Annotated in this window: 25 protein-coding genes; 17 read left to right on the top strand and 8 right to left on the bottom strand. The window is 63.1% G+C overall.

The window, feature by feature from the left end; all coding sequences use genetic code 11:
- Positions 1 to 133: 133 nt before the first annotated feature.
- Entirely contained in the window at positions 134 to 517 is a 384-nt protein-coding gene (locus ASG03_RS03865; protein WP_062470095.1) for a hypothetical protein, read from the bottom strand.
- 356 nt (positions 518 to 873) lie between these two features.
- On the opposite strand from ASG03_RS03865, the gene ASG03_RS03860 reads away from it, so the two are divergent.
- Together ASG03_RS03860 and solA are read left to right on the top strand one after the other, a co-directional pair.
- Entirely contained in the window at positions 874 to 2,088 is a 1,215-nt protein-coding gene (locus tag ASG03_RS03860) for a hypothetical protein (protein WP_443216578.1), read from the top strand.
- A 129-nt stretch (positions 2,089 to 2,217) separates the two neighbouring features.
- The gene (gene solA, locus ASG03_RS03855; RefSeq protein WP_244475152.1) at positions 2,218 to 3,438 is read left to right on the top strand and encodes an N-methyl-L-tryptophan oxidase; all 1,221 of its coding nucleotides are present in this window, start codon (positions 2,218 to 2,220) and stop codon (positions 3,436 to 3,438) included.
- A gap of 492 nt (positions 3,439 to 3,930) precedes the next feature.
- Here solA and ASG03_RS03850 read toward each other — a convergent pair whose 3' ends face one another.
- Positions 3,931 to 4,812, bottom strand: coding sequence for a LysR family transcriptional regulator (locus tag ASG03_RS03850; RefSeq protein ID WP_062692348.1), 882 nt, complete (start codon positions 4,810 to 4,812; stop codon positions 3,931 to 3,933).
- Positions 4,813 to 4,931: 119 nt separating this feature from the next.
- Here ASG03_RS03850 and ASG03_RS03845 point away from each other — a divergent pair, with 119 nt between their 5' ends.
- The gene (locus tag ASG03_RS03845; protein ID WP_062692346.1) at positions 4,932 to 6,428 is read left to right on the top strand and encodes a CoA-acylating methylmalonate-semialdehyde dehydrogenase; all 1,497 of its coding nucleotides are present in this window, start codon (positions 4,932 to 4,934) and stop codon (positions 6,426 to 6,428) included.
- A gap of 173 nt (positions 6,429 to 6,601) precedes the next feature.
- Complete coding sequence (gene rirA, locus ASG03_RS03840) at positions 6,602 to 7,081, top strand: iron-responsive transcriptional regulator RirA (RefSeq protein ID WP_062470080.1); 480 nt, start codon at positions 6,602 to 6,604, stop codon at positions 7,079 to 7,081.
- Between the two features lie 169 nt (positions 7,082 to 7,250).
- On the opposite strand, the gene ASG03_RS03835 is transcribed toward rirA, so the two are convergent.
- Together ASG03_RS03835 and ASG03_RS03830 are read right to left on the bottom strand one after the other, a co-directional pair.
- Positions 7,251 to 7,637 carry a response regulator gene (locus ASG03_RS03835; protein WP_062470077.1) on the bottom strand — a complete coding sequence of 129 codons (387 nt, stop codon included), beginning with the start codon at positions 7,635 to 7,637 and terminating at the stop codon, positions 7,251 to 7,253.
- Positions 7,638 to 7,720: 83 nt separating this feature from the next.
- Positions 7,721 to 8,431 carry a helix-turn-helix domain-containing protein gene (locus ASG03_RS03830; RefSeq protein ID WP_162241358.1) on the bottom strand — a complete coding sequence of 237 codons (711 nt, stop codon included), beginning with the start codon at positions 8,429 to 8,431 and terminating at the stop codon, positions 7,721 to 7,723.
- A gap of 434 nt (positions 8,432 to 8,865) precedes the next feature.
- Here ASG03_RS03830 and ASG03_RS03825 point away from each other — a divergent pair, with 434 nt between their 5' ends.
- From ASG03_RS03825 to ASG03_RS03785, 9 genes are all read left to right on the top strand, one after another.
- Positions 8,866 to 10,461, top strand: a complete 1,596-nt coding sequence (locus ASG03_RS03825) for an ABC transporter substrate-binding protein (protein WP_062692344.1) — start codon at positions 8,866 to 8,868, stop codon at positions 10,459 to 10,461.
- A gap of 83 nt (positions 10,462 to 10,544) precedes the next feature.
- Positions 10,545 to 11,549, top strand: coding sequence for an ABC transporter permease subunit (locus tag ASG03_RS03820; RefSeq protein ID WP_062470068.1), 1,005 nt, complete (start codon positions 10,545 to 10,547; stop codon positions 11,547 to 11,549).
- A gap of 12 nt (positions 11,550 to 11,561) precedes the next feature.
- Positions 11,562 to 12,485: an ABC transporter permease subunit gene (locus ASG03_RS03815; RefSeq protein WP_062692342.1), complete on the top strand. Its 924-nt coding sequence runs from the start codon at positions 11,562 to 11,564 to the stop codon at positions 12,483 to 12,485.
- Positions 12,485 to 13,501, top strand: a complete 1,017-nt coding sequence (locus ASG03_RS03810) for an ABC transporter ATP-binding protein (RefSeq protein WP_062692340.1) — start codon at positions 12,485 to 12,487, stop codon at positions 13,499 to 13,501. The genes ASG03_RS03815 and ASG03_RS03810 overlap by 1 nt, the downstream gene beginning before the upstream one ends.
- The gene (locus ASG03_RS03805) at positions 13,498 to 14,541 is read left to right on the top strand and encodes a peptide ABC transporter ATP-binding protein (RefSeq protein WP_082475523.1); all 1,044 of its coding nucleotides are present in this window, start codon (positions 13,498 to 13,500) and stop codon (positions 14,539 to 14,541) included. The genes ASG03_RS03810 and ASG03_RS03805 overlap by 4 nt, the downstream gene beginning before the upstream one ends.
- A 117-nt stretch (positions 14,542 to 14,658) precedes the next feature.
- A complete protein-coding gene (locus ASG03_RS03800) occupies positions 14,659 to 14,958 on the top strand; it encodes a PepSY domain-containing protein (protein WP_062692338.1) in 300 nt (99 codons plus the stop codon).
- Between the two features lie 104 nt (positions 14,959 to 15,062).
- Positions 15,063 to 15,737, top strand: coding sequence for a response regulator transcription factor (locus ASG03_RS03795; protein ID WP_062692336.1), 675 nt, complete (start codon positions 15,063 to 15,065; stop codon positions 15,735 to 15,737).
- Positions 15,734 to 17,101 carry a sensor histidine kinase gene (locus ASG03_RS03790; RefSeq protein ID WP_062692333.1) on the top strand — a complete coding sequence of 456 codons (1,368 nt, stop codon included), beginning with the start codon at positions 15,734 to 15,736 and terminating at the stop codon, positions 17,099 to 17,101. Before ASG03_RS03795 ends, ASG03_RS03790 begins: the two co-directional genes overlap by 4 nt.
- A gap of 140 nt (positions 17,102 to 17,241) precedes the next feature.
- A complete protein-coding gene (locus ASG03_RS03785) occupies positions 17,242 to 17,586 on the top strand; it encodes a RidA family protein (RefSeq protein ID WP_062692330.1) in 345 nt (114 codons plus the stop codon).
- Positions 17,587 to 17,715: 129 nt separating this feature from the next.
- Here ASG03_RS03785 and ASG03_RS03780 read toward each other — a convergent pair whose 3' ends face one another.
- Positions 17,716 to 18,117 (bottom strand): hypothetical protein, encoded by a 402-nt coding sequence (locus ASG03_RS03780; protein WP_062470045.1) that lies wholly within the window; start codon positions 18,115 to 18,117, stop codon positions 17,716 to 17,718.
- 179 nt (positions 18,118 to 18,296) lie between these two features.
- On the opposite strand from ASG03_RS03780, the gene ASG03_RS21750 reads away from it, so the two are divergent.
- Both ASG03_RS21750 and ASG03_RS03775 read left to right on the top strand, forming a co-directional pair.
- Positions 18,297 to 18,467, top strand: a complete 171-nt coding sequence (locus tag ASG03_RS21750; RefSeq protein WP_092932282.1) for a hypothetical protein — start codon at positions 18,297 to 18,299, stop codon at positions 18,465 to 18,467.
- Positions 18,468 to 18,691: 224 nt separating this feature from the next.
- A complete protein-coding gene (locus tag ASG03_RS03775) occupies positions 18,692 to 19,819 on the top strand; it encodes an AI-2E family transporter (protein ID WP_244475151.1) in 1,128 nt (375 codons plus the stop codon).
- Between the two features lie 24 nt (positions 19,820 to 19,843).
- Here the strand turns inward: ASG03_RS03775 and ASG03_RS03770 are convergent, their stop codons facing one another.
- Positions 19,844 to 20,647 carry a response regulator gene (locus tag ASG03_RS03770; RefSeq protein ID WP_062470042.1) on the bottom strand — a complete coding sequence of 268 codons (804 nt, stop codon included), beginning with the start codon at positions 20,645 to 20,647 and terminating at the stop codon, positions 19,844 to 19,846.
- A 214-nt stretch (positions 20,648 to 20,861) separates the two neighbouring features.
- Between ASG03_RS03770 and ASG03_RS03765 the strand changes: the two genes are divergently transcribed.
- Positions 20,862 to 21,047, top strand: coding sequence for a NepR family anti-sigma factor (locus tag ASG03_RS03765; RefSeq protein WP_062470039.1), 186 nt, complete (start codon positions 20,862 to 20,864; stop codon positions 21,045 to 21,047).
- A 100-nt stretch (positions 21,048 to 21,147) separates the two neighbouring features.
- Here ASG03_RS03765 and ASG03_RS03760 read toward each other — a convergent pair whose 3' ends face one another.
- Together ASG03_RS03760 and ASG03_RS20945 are read right to left on the bottom strand one after the other, a co-directional pair.
- Complete coding sequence (locus ASG03_RS03760; protein ID WP_062470036.1) at positions 21,148 to 21,396, bottom strand: glycine zipper domain-containing protein; 249 nt, start codon at positions 21,394 to 21,396, stop codon at positions 21,148 to 21,150.
- A 56-nt stretch (positions 21,397 to 21,452) separates the two neighbouring features.
- Positions 21,453 to 21,608, bottom strand: a complete 156-nt coding sequence (locus tag ASG03_RS20945; RefSeq protein WP_082475520.1) for a DUF3309 family protein — start codon at positions 21,606 to 21,608, stop codon at positions 21,453 to 21,455.
- A gap of 504 nt (positions 21,609 to 22,112) precedes the next feature.
- Between ASG03_RS20945 and ASG03_RS03755 the strand changes: the two genes are divergently transcribed.
- Positions 22,113 to 23,093: a PRC-barrel domain-containing protein gene (locus ASG03_RS03755; RefSeq protein WP_062470033.1), complete on the top strand. Its 981-nt coding sequence runs from the start codon at positions 22,113 to 22,115 to the stop codon at positions 23,091 to 23,093.
- The last annotated feature ends 61 nt before the right edge of the window (positions 23,094 to 23,154 follow it).

The following is a 23,154-nucleotide window of genomic DNA, read 5'->3' as shown; positions in this document are numbered from 1 at the left end:
GGCCTTGCAGGCAGGCATACGGACGGCCCTCCGGAGCCATCAGATCAATGCCCTGCGGGTCCTTCAAAGTCGTGTGGAAGCGGCGCAGAACGCCGCTCCGGTTTCGGCACCGCGCGCGAGATCGGCGGGCAGGTCAGCGAATGCAGGGATATTCGCAGATGTCGACGGGACGGCGGGGCGTGCGGCGGTCGTCGTCGCGGTCAAAGCGGTTGTCATTGTCGCCCCTGTCGCGGTCTGCCGCTTCCCGGCGGATCCGGCGGTCACTGCTGTCCCGGTCGCGGCGGTCGTCGCGCGAGCGGTCATATCGGTCGTAGCGATCATAGTCGGGACGGCGGTCGCGCTCGATGTAGACCGGAACGCGATCGGTGTCGTAGCGCGACTGGCGGATATAGACGCCGCTCGACGAATAGCGCGGACCGCTATCGTAGCGAACGCTGTTTTCGCGATAGCCGTCATCGACGCAGCCGGCGAGAAGCGCGGTGGACGAGAGGAGCAGGGCACAGAGCAGGGGACGCATGGGGATCAACCTTTCAAGATGGCAATCTGTAGGAATACAGGCACGAAACGAAACGACCCCGCGGCGCCGCCCGGCAAAGAGATGTCGTCATCCTGTGTGCGCCGTCCAAGATGAACGGCAGCCGAACATCGTCCGGCACGGGACACGGCATTGTTGCCAAACCCTCCACGCTGAGGCATGGAGCGTCTGGATACGGATATGCACCTCACCTTAAAAAGGGCAAGTCCGCTTGCCAGAGTTCGGTGACACAGGCATACCGCCGCGCTCCCGAGCGCTTGTGAGCGCTCCCGCCCAGGTGTCACCCGGATGTCGCTCAGGTGCGGGCCGGTCTGCGGAAGAAAGATGAGAACAGGGTCATGATCCAGGGCGACGTGCCCATCGTCCGCAAGCGGATCGTTCTGCATTTTCCGGGTTTCGAGCCGCTGAATGCGCAGGCGCATCAGGCGCGGTATGCCCGGGCTGCAGCGCAGAGCGCACGCGTCTGGAACCTGCCTTTCCAGGTCGGTCCTCTCGTGGACGGCGCGCCTATCCCGTTCTTCGACGTGTCGGCCGCACACGCGGGCGCTGACGATGCTGCCGGCACGAAGAGCCGCATCTTCGTCTTCGATCATCAGGCACTGGTCGCGCTGCTCACCGACAAGCCCTTTCACCGGCGCCTTCTTGCAGGGTATGCCAGTGCAGCGCGGGTGGTCTGGCAGGGCGGGCTGGTCGGCTATTTCCGTCACGCCTGGCGCTTCGGCCTCTTCTTCGTCTTTCCCTTCCTGCTGGTTGCGCTGGCGTGCCTTGCGTGTCTCGGCCTTGCGCTCACGCCGCTTGTCGCCGGCCTGCCGGGGTGGAATCTCGTCTGGAGCCTCCCGGTTTCCGTCGCGGTGTTCCGATACGGTCTCATGCCGCGGACCGAACGGTTTCACACGCTCCACCTCTTCGCCGATTGGGAACTGGCCGTCGCCATGGCGGCCGTTGATCGTGCCGATATCAACCTCTGGCTGGAGAGGGCGATTGCGTCCGCCCGGGCCGTGCTGATGGAGGCGCGCGACGCGGGCTGCGATGAGGTGCTGGTCACATCCCACAGCATGGGTTCCACCGTTGCCGCCCATGTGATCGGCGCTCTCCTGGAGCGCGAGCCGGCCTTGATGCAGGAGCATCGCCTGACCTTCGTCACGCTGGGCGGCGCCATTCTGCAATGCGCGCTCCTTCGCTCCGCCGACCGTCTGCGCGTCCGCGTTGGCCTGCTCGCACAAACGGCCGGGATCGACTGGCTGGACGTCCAGTGCCTGACGGACTCGATCCATTTCTACAAGGCTCCGGTGGTCGCCTGCTCCGGTCATCCAAGAGCCCGGCAGGCGCAGATCGTGACGATCCGGCTGAAACACATCCTGAGCGCGGAGCGCTATGCGCGCATCAAGCACGACTTCCTGCGCGTCCATCGGCAATATGTGCTCGGCCCGGACCGAAGATCCTCATTCGATTTCACCCTGATGACGGCCGGCCCGCTTCCGGCCTTCGACTTTGCCACCTTTTCGCAGGCGACCCTGCCGCCTATACCCGAGGCCGCCGATCCCGCATCGTAAGGGCCCATCCCTGCGACCGTCCGGCGCAGGGCGCAAAGTTCCTTCTCGCGCCATGCGCCGCGATATGGTTTATCCCTCACCGCAGGCACGCCAGGAAAGGCAGGCCGACGACCGGAAGGACTGCCCGCCATGAATGGCTCTATGACTGGCCCGACGACTGCCGCCCCAACGGCCCGTTTCGATGTCGCCATTGTCGGTCTCGGTGCCATGGGCAGCGCGGCGGCCGCGCATCTGGCCGCTCGTGGCGTCTCGGTCATCGGCTTCGATGCCTACCATCCAGCCCACGGGCTCGGTTCGTCGCATGGCGACAGCCGCCTGATCCGCCTCGGCTATTTCGAGGATCCGTCCTATGTGCCGCTGCTGCAGCGCGCCTATGCCAACTGGCGGGCGCTCGAAGGCCGGCTGCGCGACGAGATCCTGACCATCACCGGGGTGCTGCAGATCGGCCTACCCGACAGCAAGATCGTCAGCGGCACCCTCAAGAGCAGCGACATGTACGGCCTGGCTTCGGAAACGCTGGATGCTGCGGCGTTGCGCGCGCGCCATCCCGCCTTTGCGATCGATGACGACGAGATCGCGGTGCTGGATCCGCAGGGCGGCTACCTCCGGCCGGAAGCGGCCGTCATGGGCCACGTCAAGCTCGCCGTGGCCGATGGCGCCGTCTTGCATTTCGGCGAGAAGGTCACCGCCATCCGGCCCCAAGCCGAAGACATTACGGTCGAAACCGCCACCGGCCGCTACAGCGTCGGCAGGGTGATCGTCGCCACAGGATCCTGGATCACCGACCTCGTGCCGGATCTCGCCGGCAAAGCCATGCCGATCAAGCAGGTCGTCGCCTGGTATCAGCCGGCGGACGGCTTCCTCACCACGCCGCAGCGCATGCCGGCCTTCATTCGCGACGAGGGCGAGGACGGCTCCTATTTCGGCTTCCCGGCCATCGGCGTCGATGGCGTCAAGGTCGGGCGCCACGCGCATTTCATGGAAGAAATCGACCCGCATGCGCCCAATCCGCCGGTCAACGCGCGCGACACGGATCTGCTCGATGCCTTTGTTCGCCGCCGCCTGCCGACGGCAGCCGGCCTGCGGGTGCGCGCGACGACCTGCCGCTACACCATGCTGCCGAGCGAGGATTTCCTGATCGATCTCCTGCCGTCCGACCCACGTATCGTCATTGCGTCTCCCTGTTCCGGCCACGGCTTCAAGTTCACGAGCGTCGTCGGCGAGATCCTCGCCGATCTCGCGCTCGACGGCGGGACGCGTCTTCCGATCGGCGCCTTCTCCTTCGAAGCCATGAACCGTTTCATCGCGTCCAGGGGCACGCGCGCCGAGCTCGAAAACCCGACGCTCTGAGGCCGCGGACGACGCCGCTCGCCACAGACGGCTTAGACGGTATAGACGACGAAGACGGCACGGATGGCATTGCCCGGCTCAGCCGGTTGATCCGGAGAAGTGGGCGTCCGCGTCCTGGCCTTGCCTGACTGTGGGCGGCCTCGCGTCAAGACGTCCGAGGCGGCTGAAACGACGGCGATCTCGCCCGGTTTTCTCGCGCCCGTCTGGCGACTGCACGTGTCGGTGGACACCTTGGATATCGTAGGGACATCTTCACCCTGTATTAACCTTTCCGGTCGCCCGGCGTGCCGGATGAAGGCATTGTTAAAGTCTCATTCACGTTTTACCCGCTAGGATTGTCCTGTTCGATGCAGAACCGAGGCGCATGATGCGCAGCTCGAAAACAATGGTGGATGACGCGCATGACGTGCCCCAACGGGTCTGGCAATTCCGGCGCTGACGTCGGAATTGCCATGATCGACCGCTGGCTTCCCCGGTTCTCACGATAACGCCTCAGACGAAGATCGCGGTCTCCGCGGCCACGAGCTCCTGAAGGAAGTCGACCACGGTCCGCACCCGCAGGAGATCCCGCGCACTCTCGTGATAGGTCGTCCAGTAGGCGCGCCGGATCGTCGCTTCGGGCAAAATGCGCCGGAGCGCGCCATGCTGGCGTGCGATGTAATTGTGCAGGATGCCGATGCCTGCGCCCGACCGCACCGCCTCCGTCTGACCCGTCGCGCTGGAGATCTCGAAGCCCGCATCCCAGTTGCGCATGATCTCGCCGGTAAAATCGAGTGACGCCGTCCAGAGAAGATCCTCGACATAGCCGATCCGCGGATGCCGCTTCAGCGCCTCGATGGTCTCCGGCGCGCCGTGCTCGCGCAGGTAGGTCTCGGACGCGTAGATGCCGAGCGTGTAGTCCGTGAGCTTGGAGGAGACGAGGCGGCCCTGCTCGGGTCGCTCGAGCGTGATGGCGATGTCCGCCTCCCGTTGCGACAGCGAAAAAGACCGCGGCACCGGTACGAGCTGGATGCGCAGCGCGGGAAAGCGCGCCGTCAGCCGGCCGAGCCTCGGCGCAAGAAAGGATACGCCGAAGCCGTCCGGCGCCCCGATCCGCACGGTTCCGGCAACGGCCGTATCGACCCGGCCGACATGCGCCTGGGCCGCCAACATTTCCGTCTCCATGCGCTCGGCGGCATGCAGGAACACCTCGCCCTCGGCCGTCAGCTCGCAGCCGTTGGTGCGCCGCACGAGGAGCCTTGTCTTCAGCGCCTCTTCCAGCGCCGTCACACGTCGGCTGAGCGTGGCATGGTTGACGCCGACGCGCTTGGAGGCAGCGAGGATCTGGCCTGTGCGGGCCACCGCGAGAAACATCCGCACATCGTCCCAGTTCATCACGGCCCCTCTGCTGTGTCGATTTTTGCACAACCGATGCTGATTTTCGCATGTTGATTTGTACAGACTGTAGTGCGATCGTGCTCCTGGCAGCAATGAAAAAATCTGGAGGAGACAGCATGTACGAGATCGGTCATTTTATCGGCGGCAAGAAGGTCGCCGGCACCAGCGGTCGCACGAGCAACATCTTCAATCCGGCAACGGGCGAAGTGCAAGGCACGGTGGCGCTCGCCAGCGACGCCGAACTGGCCGCCGCGGTCGACAACGCCAGGGCGGCGCAGCCGAAATGGGCGGCCACCAACCCGCAGCGCCGCGCCCGCGTCTTCATGAAGTTCGTCCAGCTTCTCAACGACAACATGGACGAGCTTGCCGAAACGCTCTCGCGCGAGCACGGCAAGACCATCGAAGATGCCAAGGGCGATATCGTCCGCGGTCTCGAGGTCTGCGAGTTCGTCATCGGCATCCCGCATCTGTCGAAGAGCGAGTTCACCGAAGGCGCCGGTCCGAACATCGACATGTATTCAATCCGCCAGCCGGTCGGCATCGGTGCGGGCATCACGCCGTTCAACTTCCCGGGCATGATCCCGATGTGGATGTTTGCGCCGGCGATCGCCTGCGGCAATGCCTTCATCCTGAAGCCGTCCGAGCGCGATCCGTCCGTGCCGATCCGCCTGGCCGAACTGATGATCGAAGCGGGCCTGCCGGCCGGTATCCTCAATGTCGTCAACGGCGACAAGGGTGCGGTCGATGCCATCCTCACGCATCCCGACATTTCCGCCGTCTCGTTCGTCGGCTCCACGCCGATCGCCCGTTACGTCTATGGCACCGCGGCGATGAATGGCAAGCGCGCCCAGTGCTTCGGCGGCGCGAAGAACCACATGATCATCATGCCGGATGCCGATCTCGACCAGGCGGCGAACGCCCTCATGGGGGCCGGCTACGGCTCGGCCGGCGAGCGCTGCATGGCGATCTCGGTGGCCGTTCCCGTCGGCGAGGAAACCGCCAACCGGCTGATCGAGAAGCTGACGCCCATGGTCGAAAGCCTGCGCATCGGGCCCTATACCGACGAGAAGGCCGATCTCGGCCCCGTCGTTACCAAGGAAGCGCGCGACCGCATTCTCGGCCTGATCGACAAGGGCGTGGAGGCCGGTGCCGATCTCGTGGTGGACGGCCGCGGCTTCAAGCTGCAGGGCTATGAGGACGGCTACTTCGTCGGCGGCTGCCTGTTCGACAACGTCACGCCGGACATGGACATCTACAAGACGGAGATCTTCGGTCCCGTGCTCTCCGTCGTCCGGGCCAAGACCTATGAGGAAGCGCTCGACCTCCCGATGAAGCACGAATACGGCAATGGCGTCGCGATCTACACCCGCGACGGTGACGCTGCCCGCGATTTCGCCTCGCGCATCAACATCGGCATGGTCGGGGTCAACGTTCCGATCCCCGTTCCGCTTGCCTACCACTCCTTCGGGGGCTGGAAGTCATCGTCCTTCGGCGATCTCAACCAGCACGGTACGGACTCGATCAAGTTCTGGACCCGTACCAAGACCATCACCAGCCGCTGGCCTTCGGGCATCAAGGACGGCGCCGAATTTGTGATGCCGACGATGAAATGACGCAGGCCGCCGACAGGCGCGAAAAGGGCTCCGAAAGGGGCCCTTTTTTCATGAGCATCTTTCTCGACATTACGTCGTTTTGGAATTGTTCCAAACTGGCGACCGTTCTATATGTAGCGGCGACAGGGATTGGCGATCGAGGATTCGCCTGCGTCCGAGCATCGGAGTGAAGAATGCGCCTGACCAAGCAGACCAACTATGCCGTTCGCATGCTGATGTACTGTGCCGCAAACGAAGGCCATCTGAGCCGCATTCCCGAAATCGCACGGGCTTACGGCGTGTCCGAGCTGTTTCTCTTCAAGATCCTGCAGCCGCTCAACAAGGCGGGTCTCGTCGAAACCGTGCGCGGCCGCAATGGCGGCGTGCGCCTGCCGAAGCCCGCTTCGCAGATCACGCTGTTCGATGTCGTCAAGGTAACGGAAGACAGCTTCTCGATGGCCGAATGCTTCGATGCGGGCGAGGTGGATTGTCCCCTGGTCGACAGCTGCGGGCTTAACTCCGCGCTGCGCAAGGCGCTCAACGCCTTTTTCGACGTGCTCTCGCAATATTCGATCGACGATCTGGTCAAGTCCCGCCCGCAGATCAACTTTCTCCTCGGCCTCGATCCGCTGCCCTACGTGGCCCCGTCAGCCCAGCCGCAAACGGCAGCCTGACGCCGGCCACGGCAACCATCCCAGGAACGACAAACGACGCGTCCCGACGGGCGCGTCGTTTCCGTTTTCATGCAAGTCGCCCGAACGTGTGCAGCGGTTTCGGGAAACGACATGCATCAGAACAAGACCTTAAAGCGCGTCGTGTGAATCCTTTTTCACGCAACGCGCTTTAGGATTTCACCAGATATTCCTTCAGCAGGAACTCGATGGCGGTCGGATCCAGTTCGGCCTTGTCGAGGCGAAAATCGACGCCGTATTCCTGGAAAGACTGGAAATAGGCATCGTCGAGCGAGCCCGAGATCACGCCGACGGGCCCGATAAAACCCTTCTGGCGAAGGAGCGGAACCGTCTCGCGAAAGTCGCCATGCGGCGGCAGGCGATTGTCCACCAGCACCATGGAGATCGGAGCGCCCGAGGCGATGAAGTCGATCGCGGCTTCGATCGTGTCGGCGTAATGCAGCTGCGTTGCAAAGGATTGGACCTTCGTCATCAGGCGCCGCAGAATGACATGCTCGGCAGGTTCGTCATCGATCAGAAGGATATGCACTGTCGTCATCGGTTCGTATATTCCGGTTTCTCTAAAATGCCTGTAATATTGTCGGACCTGGAGGGTTCAAGCGATCGGGTCTTCAAAGAGATTCATTGGATGATTTGTTCCCTGATAGCCTTGGCGACCATTTGCGTTCGATTGACGACATCGAGCTTTTTCAGGATCGTCGCCGTGTGCGAATTGATGGTGTGCTCCGACACCGAGACAATCAGCGCGATTTCGCTCGCCGTCTTCCCGTGCGAGATCCACCGGAGAATCTCCGTCTCGCGCGCCGTCAGGCCCATGCCCGCCCGCGTTGCAAGAACGAACCGGTAGAAGTAGTCGAACGCCGTCACCGAGTTGTAGCAGAGCTCGACATGGCTCGAGCGGTCGATGTCGTCATTGTCCCCGAAATAGAGCACGGCATAGCGGGTGCCGACAAGGCTGTGAACCGGCACGCAGGCCACCAGATCAAAGCCGATCTGCGCCAGGAAATCCGTGCCTGCCTTGGAGGGCGAGACCTCCTCGCATGCGGCCGACCAGACGGACGGAACGGTGGATGCGTGAAGGCTTTTCAGGAGAAGACAATCCGAAAACCGGTATCGCCGGTCATATTCCTCGGTCAGGCCGGGCGGCAGATCGTGAAGGACCAGGCGCGTCGTCAGAACGGCGGGCTCCGCCTCCTGCCCAAGCTGCAACACGCCGAAGTGATCGAACCCCGCTCCGAGCGCCAGCATGTGGAAAACACGAAAGAAATCGACGCGGTTCAGCGCTTTTTCGAGATCCTTCTGGAAATCGTAGCGTCTATAAGTGTCCAGCAAGGCGCCCACGTCGATGTTGCCCCTCTCACTCCAGACTACGAGTTTAGCGAGCATTTCCTGCTTGGCAACTCCCCTAAAAAAGGTAATTCGCGACTAAAATAGCGCGCGGCCTTCATCTGCGTGTGCCGTGGCTGACCGATGAACGCGATCAGTGTTAAAAAGCACGTACCGATGCGGGGGTTACTGTTCGCGTGCAATTTCGCGTCGAGCGCCGAGGGAAAGCCTGGCTGCCAAGGCTGGTCCGTTCGGAATGATATCGCTTGAATGTCTTATATATTGGATAAATTTTCCAACTGGACAAAAGAACGGAGCGGGTTATTGCAATGCCGAAGCAAATGTCGTTCCCTTCCGGTCTGACCGGTTGCGGCTGCGATCCGGATCATTTGCAGATAAGAACGCTTCAAGAGAACACAAGAAAACTGGGAAAAACGGTGATGAAAAAGCTCTCTACTCTTCTCGCGGCGACGGCGGTCGTCACGCTGATGGCCGGCAGTGCCTGGTCGAAGACGCTGGTTTATTGCTCCGAAGGCTCGCCCGAAGGTTTCGACTCCGCGCTCTATACGGCCGGCACCACCTTCGACGCCTCCTCGCGCACGGTCTACAACCGCCTCGTCGAGTTTAAGAAAGGCAGCACGGAGATCGAACCGGGCCTTGCCGCGAGCTGGGATATGTCAGCCGACGGTACCGAATATACGTTCAAGCTGCGTCCGGGCGTCAAGTTTCAGACCACGGACTTCTTCACCCCGACCCGCGACCTGAATGCCGACGACGTCATCTTCTCGTTCGAGCGCCAGTACAAGGCCGACAATCCCTGGAACAAGTATGTTGCCGGCGCCAGCTACGAATACTTCAGCGGCATGGGCTTTCCCGAGCTGATCAAGTCGATCGAGAAGGTCGACGACCTCACCGTCAAATTTGTTCTCAACAAGTCCGAAGCGCCGTTCCTTGCCAATCTCGGCATGGATTTCGCCTCCATCTACTCCAAGGAATATGCCGACAAGCTGCAGGCTGACGGCAAGATGGAAATGATGAACCAGCAGCCGCTCGGCACCGGTCCCTACACCTTCGTCGCCTACCAGGCCGACGCTGCCATCCGCTACAAGGCCAACCCGGACTATTGGGGCGGCAAGCAGAAGATCGACGACCTCGTCTTCGCCATCACGACCGACGCCGCCGTGCGCGCGCAGAAGCTGAAGGCCGGCGAATGCCACATCATGCCGTATCCGAACGCCGCCGATGTTGCCGAGCTGCAGAAGGATGAGAACCTGACGGTCCTCAAGGAAGAAGGCCTCAACGTCTCCTACCTCGCCTACAACACGCTCGTTGCGCCGTTCGACAAGCCGGAAGTGCGCAAGGCGCTGAACATGGCCGTCAACAAGCAGGCGATCGTCGATGCCGTCTTCCAGGGCGCGGCGACCGTTGCCAAGAACCCGATCCCGCCGACAATGTGGTCCTATAACGACGCTGTCGAGGACGACAAGTACGATCCGGAAGCCGCCAAGAAGATGCTCGAGGCCGCTGGCGTCTCCAATCTCAAGATGAAGATCTGGGCCATGCCCGTCTCGCGTCCCTACATGCTGAACGCCCGCCGTGCGGCCGAGCTCATGCAGGCCGACCTTGCCAAGATCGGCGTCGAGGTCGAGATCGTCTCCTACGAATGGGCCGAGTATCTCAAGCTGTCTTCCGACAAGGCCCGCGATGGTGCCGTCATCCTCGGCTGGACCGGCGACAACGGCGACCCGGACAACTTCCTCGACACGCTGCTCGGCTGCACCGCGGTCGGTGGCAACAACCGCGCGCAGTGGTGCAACAAGGAATTCGACGAGCTCGTCAAGAAGGCCAAGCTGACGCCGGATCAGGCAGAGCGTACCAAGCTCTACCAGCAGGCCCAGCTCGTCTTCAAGAAAGAGGCACCTTGGAACACGATCGACCATTCCCTCGTCTTCATGCCGATGAGCAAGAAGGTGTCGGGCTACGTCCAGGATCCGCTCGGCATCCACCGCTTCGACGGCGTTGATATCGCCGAGTAATATCGCCACGTCTGCCGCTCTTGCGGTGTCTCCGGCGGTCCGAATGTTTCGGGCCGCCGGTTTTGCAATCTTACGGAACGCTCATGCTGCGCTTCATTTTCGGGCGGCTCGCCGTCCTCATCCCGACCTTCGTCGGGGTATCCATCATCGCTTTCTCCTTCATCCGCCTGCTGCCCGGCGATCCCGTCATGCTGCTGTCCGGCGAGCGCGTCATGGCGCCCGAGCGGCATGCGCAGATCATGGCCGAGCTCGGTCTCGACCGGCCGATGTACGTGCAGTATTTCGACTATCTGGTCGGTCTGTTGCAGGGGGATTTCGGGCGCTCGATCATCTCCAAGCGGCCTGTCATCGACGACTTCATGACGCTGTTCCCCGCGACCATGGAGCTCGCGATCTGCGCCATCATTCTGGCGGTCTGTCTCGGGATCCCGGCCGGCGTGGTGGCGGCGGTGAAACGCGGCACCTGGCTCGACCAGACCATCATGGGAACGGCCCTCGTCGGCTATTCCATGCCGATCTTCTGGTGGGGCCTGCTGCTCATCATCTTCTTTTCGGGAACGCTCGGCTGGACGCCCGTCTCGGGCCGCATCTCGTTCCTCTATTTCTTCCCGCCCGTGACCGGCTTCATGCTGATCGACAGTCTCTTGTCCGGCCAGAAGGGCGCTTTCGCCTCGGCCGTCAGCCATATGATCCTGCCGACCATCGTGCTGGCGACCATTCCGCTCGCGGTCATCGCGCGTCAGACGCGGTCCGCCATGCTCGAGGTGCTGAGCGAAGACTATGTGCGCACGGCCCGGTCCAAAGGCATGTCGCCCTTCCGCATCATCGGCGTTCACGCGCTGCGCAATGCCATGATCCCCGTCATCACGACAATCGGTCTCCAGATCGGCGTGCTCCTGGGCGGCGCGATCCTGACCGAGAGCATCTTCTCCTGGCCGGGGATCGGCAAGTGGATGGTCGACAGCGTGTTCAAGCGCGACTACGCCGTCGTGCAGGGCGGCCTCATGATGATCACGCTGGTGATCATGTTCGTCAATCTGATCGTCGACCTGCTCTATGGTTGGGCGAACCCCCGTATTCGGCGATAGGAGAGGCGACCCATGTCATCTGTCGAAACCAAATCGGTCTCGCCGGCGGCGGCCGCCGCCGCGCCGTCCGCGCCACCCTCGGGCTTTTCCGAGTTCTGGTTCTATTTTTCCAGCAATCGCGGTGCGGTGCTCGGGCTCGTCATCTTCGTCGCCATCCTGCTGATGGCGATCTTTGCGCCGCTGCTCACCTCGCATGACCCGATCATCCAGAATCGCGACGTGCTGCTGCTGCCGCCGGCCTTTGCCGATGGCGGTCGCGCCGAATATCTTCTCGGAACCGATCCGGTCGGCCGCGATATCCTGACCCGCCTCATGTACGGGGCGCGCTTTTCGCTGTTCGTCGGCCTCATCGTCGTGACGCTGTCCGTCGTTGCGGGCGTGCTCATCGGCCTTCTCGCCGGCTTCTTCCGCGGCAAGATCGACACGATCATCATGCGGTTGATGGACATCATCCTGGCGTTTCCGTCGCTGCTGCTGGCCCTCGTCCTCGTCGCCGTGCTGGGGCCCGGCCTCGTCAATGCGATGATCGCGATCGCGCTCGTCAACCTGCCGCATTTCGTCCGTCTGACACGCGCCTCCGTCATGACGGAGCGCAACAAGGATTACGTCATCGGCAGCCAGGTCGCGGGTGCCGGCACGCTGCGCATCATGTTCGTCACCATCCTGCCGAACTGTCTGGCGCCGCTGATCGTGCAGGCGACGCTCGCCTTCTCCGCGGCGATCCTCGATGCCGCCGCCCTCGGCTTCCTTGGCATGGGCGCCCAGCCACCGACACCGGAATGGGGCACGATGCTTGCCGAAGCGCGCGAATTCATCCAGCGCGCCTGGTGGGTCGTGACCTTTCCCGGCCTTGCCATTCTCATCACCGTTCTCGCCATCAACCTGATGGGCGACGGCCTGCGCGATGCGCTTGACCCCAAACTGAAGAGGTCCTGATGCCGCTTCTCGATATTCAGAACCTCACCGTCGAATTCGCGACCTCCACCGGCACGTTCCGCGCGGTGGACGGCGTCTCGCTCACCTGCGATACCGGCGAAATCCTGTCGATCGTCGGGGAAAGCGGCTCGGGCAAATCGGTGTCCATGCTCGCCGTCATGGGGCTTCTGCCCTGGACGGCGAAGATCACCGCCGACCGCATGGCCTTCAATGGCCAGGACCTCCTGAAGCTCTCGCCCCGCAACCGACGCAAGATCATCGGCAAGGACATGGCGATGATCTTCCAGGAGCCGATGTCGAGCCTCAACCCGTGCTTCACGGTCGGCTTCCAGCTGGGCGAAAGCCTGCGCATCCACATGGGCCTCGACCGCGCCGCGCGGCGGGCCCGCTCGATCGAGCTCCTGAAGCTGGTCGGGATTCCCTCGCCGGAAGATCGCCTGTCCAACTTCCCGCACCAGATGTCGGGTGGCATGAGCCAGCGCGTCATGATCGCCATGGCGCTGTCCTGCAATCCGAAGCTCCTGATCGCCGACGAGCCGACGACGGCGCTCGACGTGACCATCCAGGCCCAGATCCTCGACCTGCTGGTGCGCCTGCAGAAGGAAAACGGCATGGCGCTGGTGCTGATCACCCATGACATGGGTGTTGTGGCCGAAACCGCCGAGCGCGTGCAGGTGCAGTATGCGGGCCAGAAAGTCGAGGAACAGCCGGTGAAAGCGCTGTTCCGCGACCCGCATCATCCCTACACCGCGGCACTTCTCGCATCGCTGCCGGAGCGCGCGCGGATCGGCGAACGTCTTCCGTCGATCCTCGGCGTCGTGCCGGGGCAGCACGATCGGCCCGAGGGCTGTCTGTTCTCGCCGCGCTGTGCCTTCGCCACCGATCTCTGTTCGCGCTCCGTCGTGCGCCAGGGGCCAGATCTCGGCCGCGCGCTGTGCAACTATCCGCTGATCGACGGCATCCCCCAGAACCACCCGACGATGACCGTCGAGCTTGCAGGAGAGGGCGCGCGATGAGCGAGACCGGACTCAGCGAAACCACGACCCGCGATCGCCAGAGCGGCGGCACGGCAGCCGCATCCCGGCCGGTGCTCGAAGGCCACGACCTCCAGCGCTTCTATTCCGTCTCGCGCGGCCTGTTCAAGCCGGCGGCCACCGTCCGCGCGCTGAACGGCGTGTCCTTCGAACTCCATTCCGGCCGGACGCTGGCGGTGGTCGGTGAGAGCGGCTGTGGCAAGTCTACGCTTGCGCGTCTCGTCACGATGATCGAAGATCCGAGCGGCGGCGAATTGCTGATCGACGGCAAGCCGGCGCGCGTCGGCGACGCCTCGCTGCGCAGCCTCGTCCAGATCGTCTTCCAGAACCCCTATGGCTCGCTCAATCCGCGCCAGAAGGTCGGGTCTCTCCTGGAGGAGCCGCTCAAGATCAACACCACCGACGATGCCGCCACGCGGCGCGGCAAGGTGGAGGAAATGATGCGGAAGGTGGGCTTGCGGCCGGAGCACTACGACCGCTACCCGCACATGTTCTCCGGCGGCCAGCGTCAGCGCATCGCGATCGCCCGCGCGCTCATGCTCCGCCCGAAGGTGCTGGTGCTGGACGAGCCGGTGTCGGCGCTCGACCTGTCGATCCAGGCGCAGGTGCTCAATCTGCTGATGGACCTGCAGAAGGAGATGGGCCTGGCCTATCTGTTCATTTCGCATGGTTTGTCGGTCGTGCGGCACATCGCCGACGACATCATGGTCATGTATCTCGGCCGACCGGTGGAGACCGGCACCGCGGAAAGCGTGTTCACCAATCCGCAGCATCCCTATACCGCTGCGCTTCTGTCGGCGACGCCTGTCGCCAATCCGGACGGCGAGCGTCAGCGCATCCAGTTGCAGGGCGAGCTGCCGTCGCCGCTGAAGCCGCCGAGCGGCTGTCCCTTCAATCCGCGCTGCTGGCGTGCGACGGATCTCTGCCGCGAGGCGATGCCGGCGCTCGACGGTCCGGCGGATCATCGCTTTGCCTGCTATCACCCTCTCGACGACGCACCGCCGTCGGCTCCGGCCGCTTAGGATTCGGGCAGGCCGTAAGTCTGAAGGCGCATATTTCCGAGGGTTCGATCGGTGTCAGACAGCCATATGACGGCTAAGGACCGGCATATCCGCAGGGTCCGGCCCTGGAGATTGCTGATGCGCCGCCTGCTCTGTCTCGTCGTTCCCATCCTGCACGTTGCATTGCCGGCCGGCATGGCCTTGGCCGGCGATCGCACGGCGGAGTGCACGCGGGAGCCGCGGGCGCACTGGATGAGCCCGGAGGCCATTTCGCGAAAGGCCATGGCCGCGGGATATCCCGAGATCCGTCATGTCGCGATAGCCGGTTCCTGCTACGAGATCGAGGCGCTGACGTCTCGTCGCCTGCAGGCCGATGTCGTCATGGACCCGATGACCGGCGACGTCGTCGCGGCGTCGATGGGCAGCACGCCCGAGTAACGGCCAGAGACGCCCCAAAGATCGGGACGAGGCGCTGTCGCGACGCGCGAAAGCTGCTAGGTTCGGTGTGTCCGATCCGCGATCCAACATAAGAGACGAGATGCATGCGGTTGCTGCTGGTTGAAGACAGTCCCCGGCTCGCCGAGCTCCTGGGCGAAACCGTCCGGGAGGCCGGATGGCGTCTCGACGTCGTGACGACGATCGCCGACGCCACGGTGACCCTGACCTTACGGGAGCATGATCTCGTGCTGCTCGACCTCGGCCTTCCCGACGGCAATGGTCTCGAGCTGCTGCGCCTGATCCGCAGGACCTACAAGGATCTCCCGGTCCTCGTCATCACGGCACGCGGGTCGATCGAGGAGCGGATCGAGGGACTGGATGCCGGGGCGGACGACTATCTCGTCAAGCCGTTCCATCACCGCGAGTTCCTGGCACGCTGCCGGGCCATGCTGCGGCGCAGCCCGACCTCGCTGCAGCCGGTGCTCGAATGCGGGCACCTGCGCTACGATCCAGCCACGGCGGAACTCTCCTGCGGCGGGATCATCGTGGCGCTGCCGCCGCGTGAGCGTGCGCTGGCCGAACTTCTGATGCGCGATGCCGGCCGGGTGGTGCAGAAGCGCAAGCTCGAACTCGCTCTGTCGGAATTCGGCGAAGAGATGACGGCGAATGCGCTGGAGCTCGCCGTCTCGCGCCTGCGCAAGAAACTGCTGCCGCTCGAGACCGGTGCGGATCTCGTCACTGTGCGGGGCGTCGGCTACATGCTGCAGGCCGCGCCATGAAGACCGTCCGGGATCGCTCGCTGATTGGCATCGTCTCGCTGCGCATCGTCACCTTCACGGTGCTCGCCATGATGCTGGAGTTCGGCATCGTTCTGGCCGAGTACTGGTCCAACGATGCGGATCTCGGCGGGTTCCTGATCGGACAGGAGGCCGAGACGCTGGCCGAAGGCATCGTCGTGGCAAAGGACCGGATCTCCTTCCACATGCCGCCGTCGCTTGCCGAGCGCTACACGATGCGCGACGACGAGCGCGATGGCGACATTTTCGTGCGGGTCCGCACCTCCACCGGTGAAGTGCTGTTTTCCAACTGCGAGGCGCTTTGCCAGCGCCACTTCCTGCCCATCGAAATCAACCCGCCCACCTTCTGGCAGCGCGAGATCGCGCCCGGAAAGCCGCTCAGCGTGGCGGGCGGGCGCTCGTTCCGGTTCGGCGCGCAGGAGGTCTTCGTCGAACTCGCGGTCCTGCGCGACCCCCACGGGTTCGTAACCGGCGTGCTCCTGCACGAATTGCGCGACCATCTGATCATTCCCATGCCGCTGATGTTCGGCCTTGTCGCCGGCGCGACCATTCTGTCGGTCCGGCGCGCGCTCAAGCCCGTGGTGGCGGCCGGCAGGGCCGCAGACCGGATCGATCCTCGTGCCGCCTTCAGCCCGCTCTCGACCGAGGGCATGCCGCGCGAGATCGCCAATTTCGCCAATGCGGTCAATCGGTTGCTGGTCCGCGTGGCGGATCTCATCCAGGCCCAGAAAATCTTCTCGACGTCGATCGCCCATGAGATCCGCACGCCGGTCGCCGTCGTCCGGATGGAGCTGGAGCGGATCGACGATCCGCGCGCGCGCAAGGCCGAGAAGGACCTCGAGGCGCTGACCCACATGCTGGAGCAGCTGACCTCGCTCGCCAAGCTCGACGTGGTGGACGCAGCCTCGTTCAAGCCAGTCTCGCTCGCCGGTCTCGCCAGCGATGTCGTTGCCCAGCTCGCGCCCTTCGTGTTCAACAGCGGCCGGACGCTCGAATTCGTCGAGGACGGCGGTGGCGAGATCCGTGCCGTGCCATCGCTGGTGGAAAACACGATCAGCAACCTTGTCGAAAATGCCGTGAAGCACACGCCCAAGGGGACGCGGATTTCTGTCCGCACGGCCGAAACCGGTCTTCTCGAGGTGGCTGACGACGGCCCGGGCTTCGGGCGGACCCCCAGCCATGTCCTTGAAGGTGGCCGGATCAAGAGTTCGGATGCGCTGGGCGTGGGCCTGAGGATCGTCGAGCGCATCGCCGAACTGCATGATGCCGCGCTGATGGTGGAGTCGCAGCCCGGGGAGGGGACGCGCGTGCGGCTGGAGTTCCCGCCGCTGCCGGAAGCGGCCTGAGGGTTGCGGCTAAAGCTGCCAAGTTTCGACCCGCGCGACGCCGTGAAGTTCCGCACGGCGGTTTTCCTCGGCAGCGTTCTCCTGTAAGCCCGCCGGGTCTGCGCTTCGGCGCCATCTATTCGAGCAAGAGGAACGTCACGATGGATATCAAACGCTTCGAAACCGGCCCGCGCATGAGCCAGGCCGTCGTACACAACGGCACCGTCTATCTCGCCGGCCAGGTCGGCAATGCCGGCGACGACGTTGCCACGCAGACGAGCCAGGCTCTGGCCTCGGTCGATCGCCTGCTGGAGCTTGCCGGCACCGACAAGACCCGCATCCTCAGCGCCACGGTCTGGCTCGCCGACATGGCCGATTTCCCGAAGATGAACGCCGTCTGGGACAAGTGGGCGCCGCAGGGCAACACGCCGGCACGCGCCACGGGCGAGGCCAAGCTGGCGACGCCGGACTATCTGGTGGAAGTCATCGTCATCGCGGCGCTCTAAGCAAGCCGCAACCGGTTCGTCAACGACCGGTAAGCCGAGGACCGGGCAGCCATCACTTGCCCGGTCTTCTCTTTGAAAACGTCGGCATCTCGGCCACCGTCGCTTCGGCCACCGTCGCTTTGGCCGACGTCAGTTACCGATCCGTGCCACGCCGGTCTCGCCGTCGTCACGCACCCACTTCACCTTGTCGTCGCCGACAAGCGTCAGGTCGAAACACATCTTTGCGCCCTTGTACCAGGTGCTGAACTGCTGGCAGAGCTTGTTGTCGGCGATCCACCACTTGCCCGTATCGCTCGGCTGGATGAGCTTGCCGATGCCGAGCGCCTTGCCATCCCCGTCGACCACCCCCGATGTCCGGTAGTTCAGCGGAAACTCTCCGCCCATCGGTGCTGCAAGAAAGATCGTCCGACCGACGATCTTCTCGCGGATTTCCGGCTCGGTCATGCTGGCCGCAAAAGCAGCAGGGGTAACGGAGGCGAAGAAGAGGCTGCCGAAGGCCAGCAGGAGACTGGTGGAGGCAAGTCTGGACATGGTCGCGTGCTCTCTGTTGCGTTTGCGGAAACGTACGGAGTGACAAACGTCCCGGATCACCCGCCGACCGACATGCAGCACCCGCAACCGGCAAGCTTTGCGAAAGCTTCGGAACAATTCGTCAAATGCTGCCGTTGTTAGGCCAGAATTCACATTTCCGAACATCGAAGGACGTCACCATGCTTTACTGGCTGCCGAGGCTCGGCCTGATCCTGCTCGTCTGCGCCGCGCTCGCCGTCGGCGTTGTTTCCGCGACATCCGACGATGTGGCCAACACGCTGCTCGTCGTTCTCCTGGGGCTCGGCCTCTTCTCGCTCACGCTGCGCATCTTCCCGCCGGAAAAGTACTGATCCGGAAACGCGTCGGTGCCCTGCCTGTCGGAACCTGCCATTTTTGGTAGAAAGATCGTGGCACGGGGCAGATAGCGGGAACTTTCGACGCGTATGAACATTGTATGGCGTCCCGATCGTCATGTCATGCAGCCGCAGGCTTGCGGACCGGACGGGCAAACGGGACATCCTGCAGGATATCGCGGCAGCTTCTGGCCCGCGCTCATTGCGAGTGGAGGTCGGACGTGAACGCTGTCATACCGGAGCGAGCCTTGTTCAAGGCGAAGAAGAAAGCGCAGATCGAGAATCCGCCGCTCTCAGAAGCGACGGCTTTGGTCGATCCGAAAACCGGCCTTGATCTCGTCGTTGCCTGGAGCATCGTCGGCACCTTCGTCATCCTGATGTCGGGCGTGATCTATGCGCTTGAATCCATTCTGATGCCGGTCACCCTGGCGATCGTGGTCGGCATGGTCCTCGGCGTCGCAGCGGATCGCCTCTCGCGCTTCGGCCTGCCGCCGGTGCTCGGCGGTCTGGTCTTCGGCGTCATCTTCGTCGTTCTGGTGTTCTTCCTCGTCAATGCGCTGATCGAGCCGGTGTCGATGCTGACCGCGAAAGCGCCAGCGCTCATCGAAGACTCGATCCAGCGCTTCCTGCCGTTCTTCGAACGCTTCGAATGGGTCAGGAGAGCGATCAACGGAGCCGATGAGAAGGCCGTTTCCGATATGGTCATGGCGAATGCCGGGGCCATGCTCGGCATCGTTGCGACGGGGCTGACCCCCGCCTTCGTGCAGACCCTGATCTTCCTTGCAGCGCTCGGCCTGTTCCTCCTTGGACGCACGCATCTGCGCAAGACCATCATTCTCGCCTTCGCCACGCATGAGCGCCGGCTGACGGCCATCCGCGTCATGAATGCCACGGAGAATGCGGTCGGCTTCTATTTCTCGACGGCCAGTCTGATCTACATCTCGCTCGGCACGGTCACGGCCGTGATCGCTTTCGCCGGGGGTCTGTCAGGCGCCATTCTCTGGGGCCTTTTCGCCTTCGTCTCCAGCTTCATTCCCTATCTCGGGGTGACCGCGATGACCATCGCGCTGACCTGCGCCGGCTTGATGACGCATGACAGCATGATCATGGCCGTGTTGCCAGCCATCTGTTTCTTCCTGCTGCATCTGGTCATGGAAAACCTGGTGACCCCGGCCATCCTCGGTCATCGCCTGGAGATCAATCCGTTCCTGATCTTCATTGCCATCATCTTCTGGACATGGATGTGGGGTGCGGTAGGCGCGATGCTCGCCATGCCGTTGGCGCTGATCGGGCTCACCATTTTCAACGAGGTCCGCACCCGGCCGCCGGAACGCCAGCTGCCGGGTTAGCCGATCGACCGGCCGGCCAATATCTCATGCCTCGCCGGCGTGCGCATTCTCGTTGAAGAACAGTGCCTGGCTGATCAGCGCCTTGACCATGTCGGGATTGAACGGCTTCGTCACGAGGAAGGCCGGCTCCGGCTTTTCGCCGGTCAGCAAGCGCTCGGGAAACGCCGTGATGAAGATCACCGGCACCGTGGCCGTCTTCAGGATCTCGTTGACCGCATCGATCCCGGAGCTGCCATCCGCAAGCTGGATGTCGGCCAGCACCATCTTGGGCGATGTCCGCTTGAAGAGATCGACCGCCTCGCTGTGCGTGCGCGCAATGCCTGCGACGCCGTGGCCAAGGCTGCGCACCATGTCTTCGATATCCATCGCGATCAGGGGTTCATCCTCGATGATCAGGATATCGGTCACGACCTGACGGGCAATGTCCTGCGAGGCCTGCTGGATCAGCCCGGCAACGGCCTCCGGCGTGACATCCAGGATTTCGGCGGTCTCTTCCTGCGAGAAACCTTCGACGGACACGAGGAGGAAGGCCTTGCGCGCGTCCGGCGAAATTCGCGCGAGATTGGCGGCAGCCTTCTTTTCCCAGGCATAGGGCGAATTGACCGCAGTCTCATCGATCGTGATGGTGATCGAGTCGAACTGGGAACAATAGAGCTTGAAGACGCTGACCCGATCGCTGGAGGCCTTCGGGAAGAGATCGATATTGGCGATCAGGGCTTCGAGAACCGCTGCGACATAGGCATCGCCTGACGTCTGCGACCCTGTGATGGCACGGGAGAAGCGGCGCACATAGGGAAGGTGAGCGGCGATCCGCATGGAAAGTGACATGAAAGACGTCCTTCGATATATTGGCGCCGAAAACGGACGGACTGCGCCCGTTCGACGAGTCGGAACAGGGGACGTTTGACCATGTTTCCTGCCGCGTGGAAAGTTTGATTGGTAAGAATTGCAAAGCACGAGGTCGTTGTGATTTCCTTGGGGATGCTGACGCTGGCGACCGGCACGGGTCGCTTTGTAATAATGGACGAGGCGGTCTGAAGACATGACGGATATGACAGACCCCAAGCACCGCCTGGCACCGAAGCGGACCAAGCCCGTCGACCAGAACAGCCAGATCGTTTCCAAACTGCGCGCCTTCTACAGTTCGGTCGAGGAGGAGCCTTTGCCGGACGTCTTTCTCGATCTCCTCGAACAGCTGGACAGCATCGAAAAGGCCCGCAAAGCCTGATCAGGTGGCCGATGCCGGCGCTGAAATCCACAAGACGTCGAGACACAAAAAAACGGGCCGAGGCCCGTTTTTCCGTTTCTGATGTGACCAGATAGGCCGATCAGCAAGCTGCCGTGTAGCGGCGGCCGTAACGGTCGCGGTAGATGCAGCGGCCCGGCTCGTTCGCACGGCCGATCAGGGCGCCAGCAACACCGCCGACGGCTGCGCCGACAGCTGCGCCGCGAACGTTGCCGGTTGCAACGCCGCCGATGATGGCGCCCGAGGCTGCGCCGATGCCGGCACCGCGTTCGGTCTGCGTGCAGGCTGCGAGCGGCATGATCAGGGCGACGGCGAGAAGAGCTTTTTTCATGGTGATATCCTCCGGTTCAAGATGTTGGTGATGGCCCTCAGGGAAAGCCTTGGTTTTCAGATGCGTCCCATGAGGACCAAGACAAGAAGGATAACGACCACGAGGCCCAATCCGCCCGACGGCCCATAACCCCAGCTCCGGCTGTGGCCCCACGTCGGCAGAGCGCCGATCAGCAGGAGAATAAGGACGATCACGAGAATTGTGCCCAGCATGGCGGTTCCTTTTCGGGTTCATTCGGAATGCGGAGCTGAAACGCAGCTTTGCACATATTGTTCCCAAAGGCGATCACGGGATTTTTACAGGATCGTGCGCCAGCATTGAAGACGACGTTCGAACACGCGTCATCTTCATCACCGGCAGGCACAAGAGTCCCTCATGACAACAGCACATCCCGATCCGGCACAGGAACCTTTTCAGCGCCGACCGCGTTGAAGGGGCTGTGTGAATATGAGGATAGTGGAATGGGGTTGGCCGGTGCGAGATCGTCGACGTGTCCAGCGTCGGCGAGACCCTGAAGGTCTGATACCCACCACAAAGTCGGCCATGACGGCCGCCGGAATGCGCTCGAGACGCTGTCCCGCCTCTCACATGATTCCCTTCACCGATGAGCGCAGTCCGACGATACCTCCATCACGTTCATCGCCGCGTTTCGCAAATGACGCCCGTTGTCGCAATCGCCCCTCATTCAAACAATCGCTTATCTAAGGAGCAATCCGATGCTGAAGACCCTTCTGGCAAGCACTGTTCTTGCCGCAACGCTCGCCGGAACGGCTCTGGCGCAGCAGACCCCCGCAGCACCGGCTGCCCCGGCCGCTTCGGGCGCAACCGCACCGGCCGCAGCTTCCGGCGATGACATGCTGGCCTCCAACGTGATCGGCAAGACGGTCTATACCGGCGTCGACGAAGAGGGCGAGGCGATCGGCGAGGTCAAGGACGTCGTGATCAACGCGGCCGGCGCGACGGAAGCGCTGGTGATCGGTGTCGGCGGCTTCCTCGGCATCGGCGAAAAGGATGTCGCCGTCAATTTCGACCGTGCTTCCTGGTCGGAGCGGGACGGATCGAAGATCCTCGTGGTCTCCATGACGAAGCAGGATCTGGAAAAGGCACCGGCTTTTCAGCGCAAGGCCGTGATGGATGGTGCCGTGACCAAGGACACGGCCGCAACGTCCGGAGCCCCGGCAGCCCCGGCGGCCCCGGGGGACAGTGCAACGCCGCCGCTGGCGACGCCTGAAAACACCGAGGTGCCTTTGGACGCCGCTGGCGCCGACCCCTCCGTGCCGCAGACGGGCACGACGCCGCAGATGACCGATCCGGATCTCGCGCCCGATGCCGCGACCACGGCCGAGCCGGCCGAGGAGCTGAAGCCTGTCGATGCAGCCATGCTGTCGGCCGACAAGCTGATCGGCACACCCGTCAAGGTCGCCGACGACACCAAGATCGGCGAAGTCGGCGATGTGATCCTTGGCAAGGATGGCAAGCTGGAAGCCTACATCATCGATGTCGGCGGATTCCTCGGCATTGCCCAGAAGCCCGTTGCCATGAGTGCGGCCAACATTCAGGTCATGGCGGATGCGAAGGGCGCGATGACGATCTATTCGCCCTTCACCAAGGAGCAGCTCGAAACGCAGCCGGCCTATGATGCCGCTGCCTACAAGGCGGATCCTGCCAGCATCGTTCTGTCGACACCGAAGCCGTAATGCATGTCGCCCGAACGCGAGCAGCGGTTTCGGGAAACGACATGCCTCAAGACAAGACCTT

Origin of the sequence: Rhizobium sp. Leaf341 (assembly GCF_001424325.1) — a bacterium.
GTDB lineage: Bacteria > Pseudomonadota > Alphaproteobacteria > Rhizobiales > Rhizobiaceae > Ferranicluibacter.
This window is presented reverse-complemented; position numbering and strand designations above follow the sequence as displayed.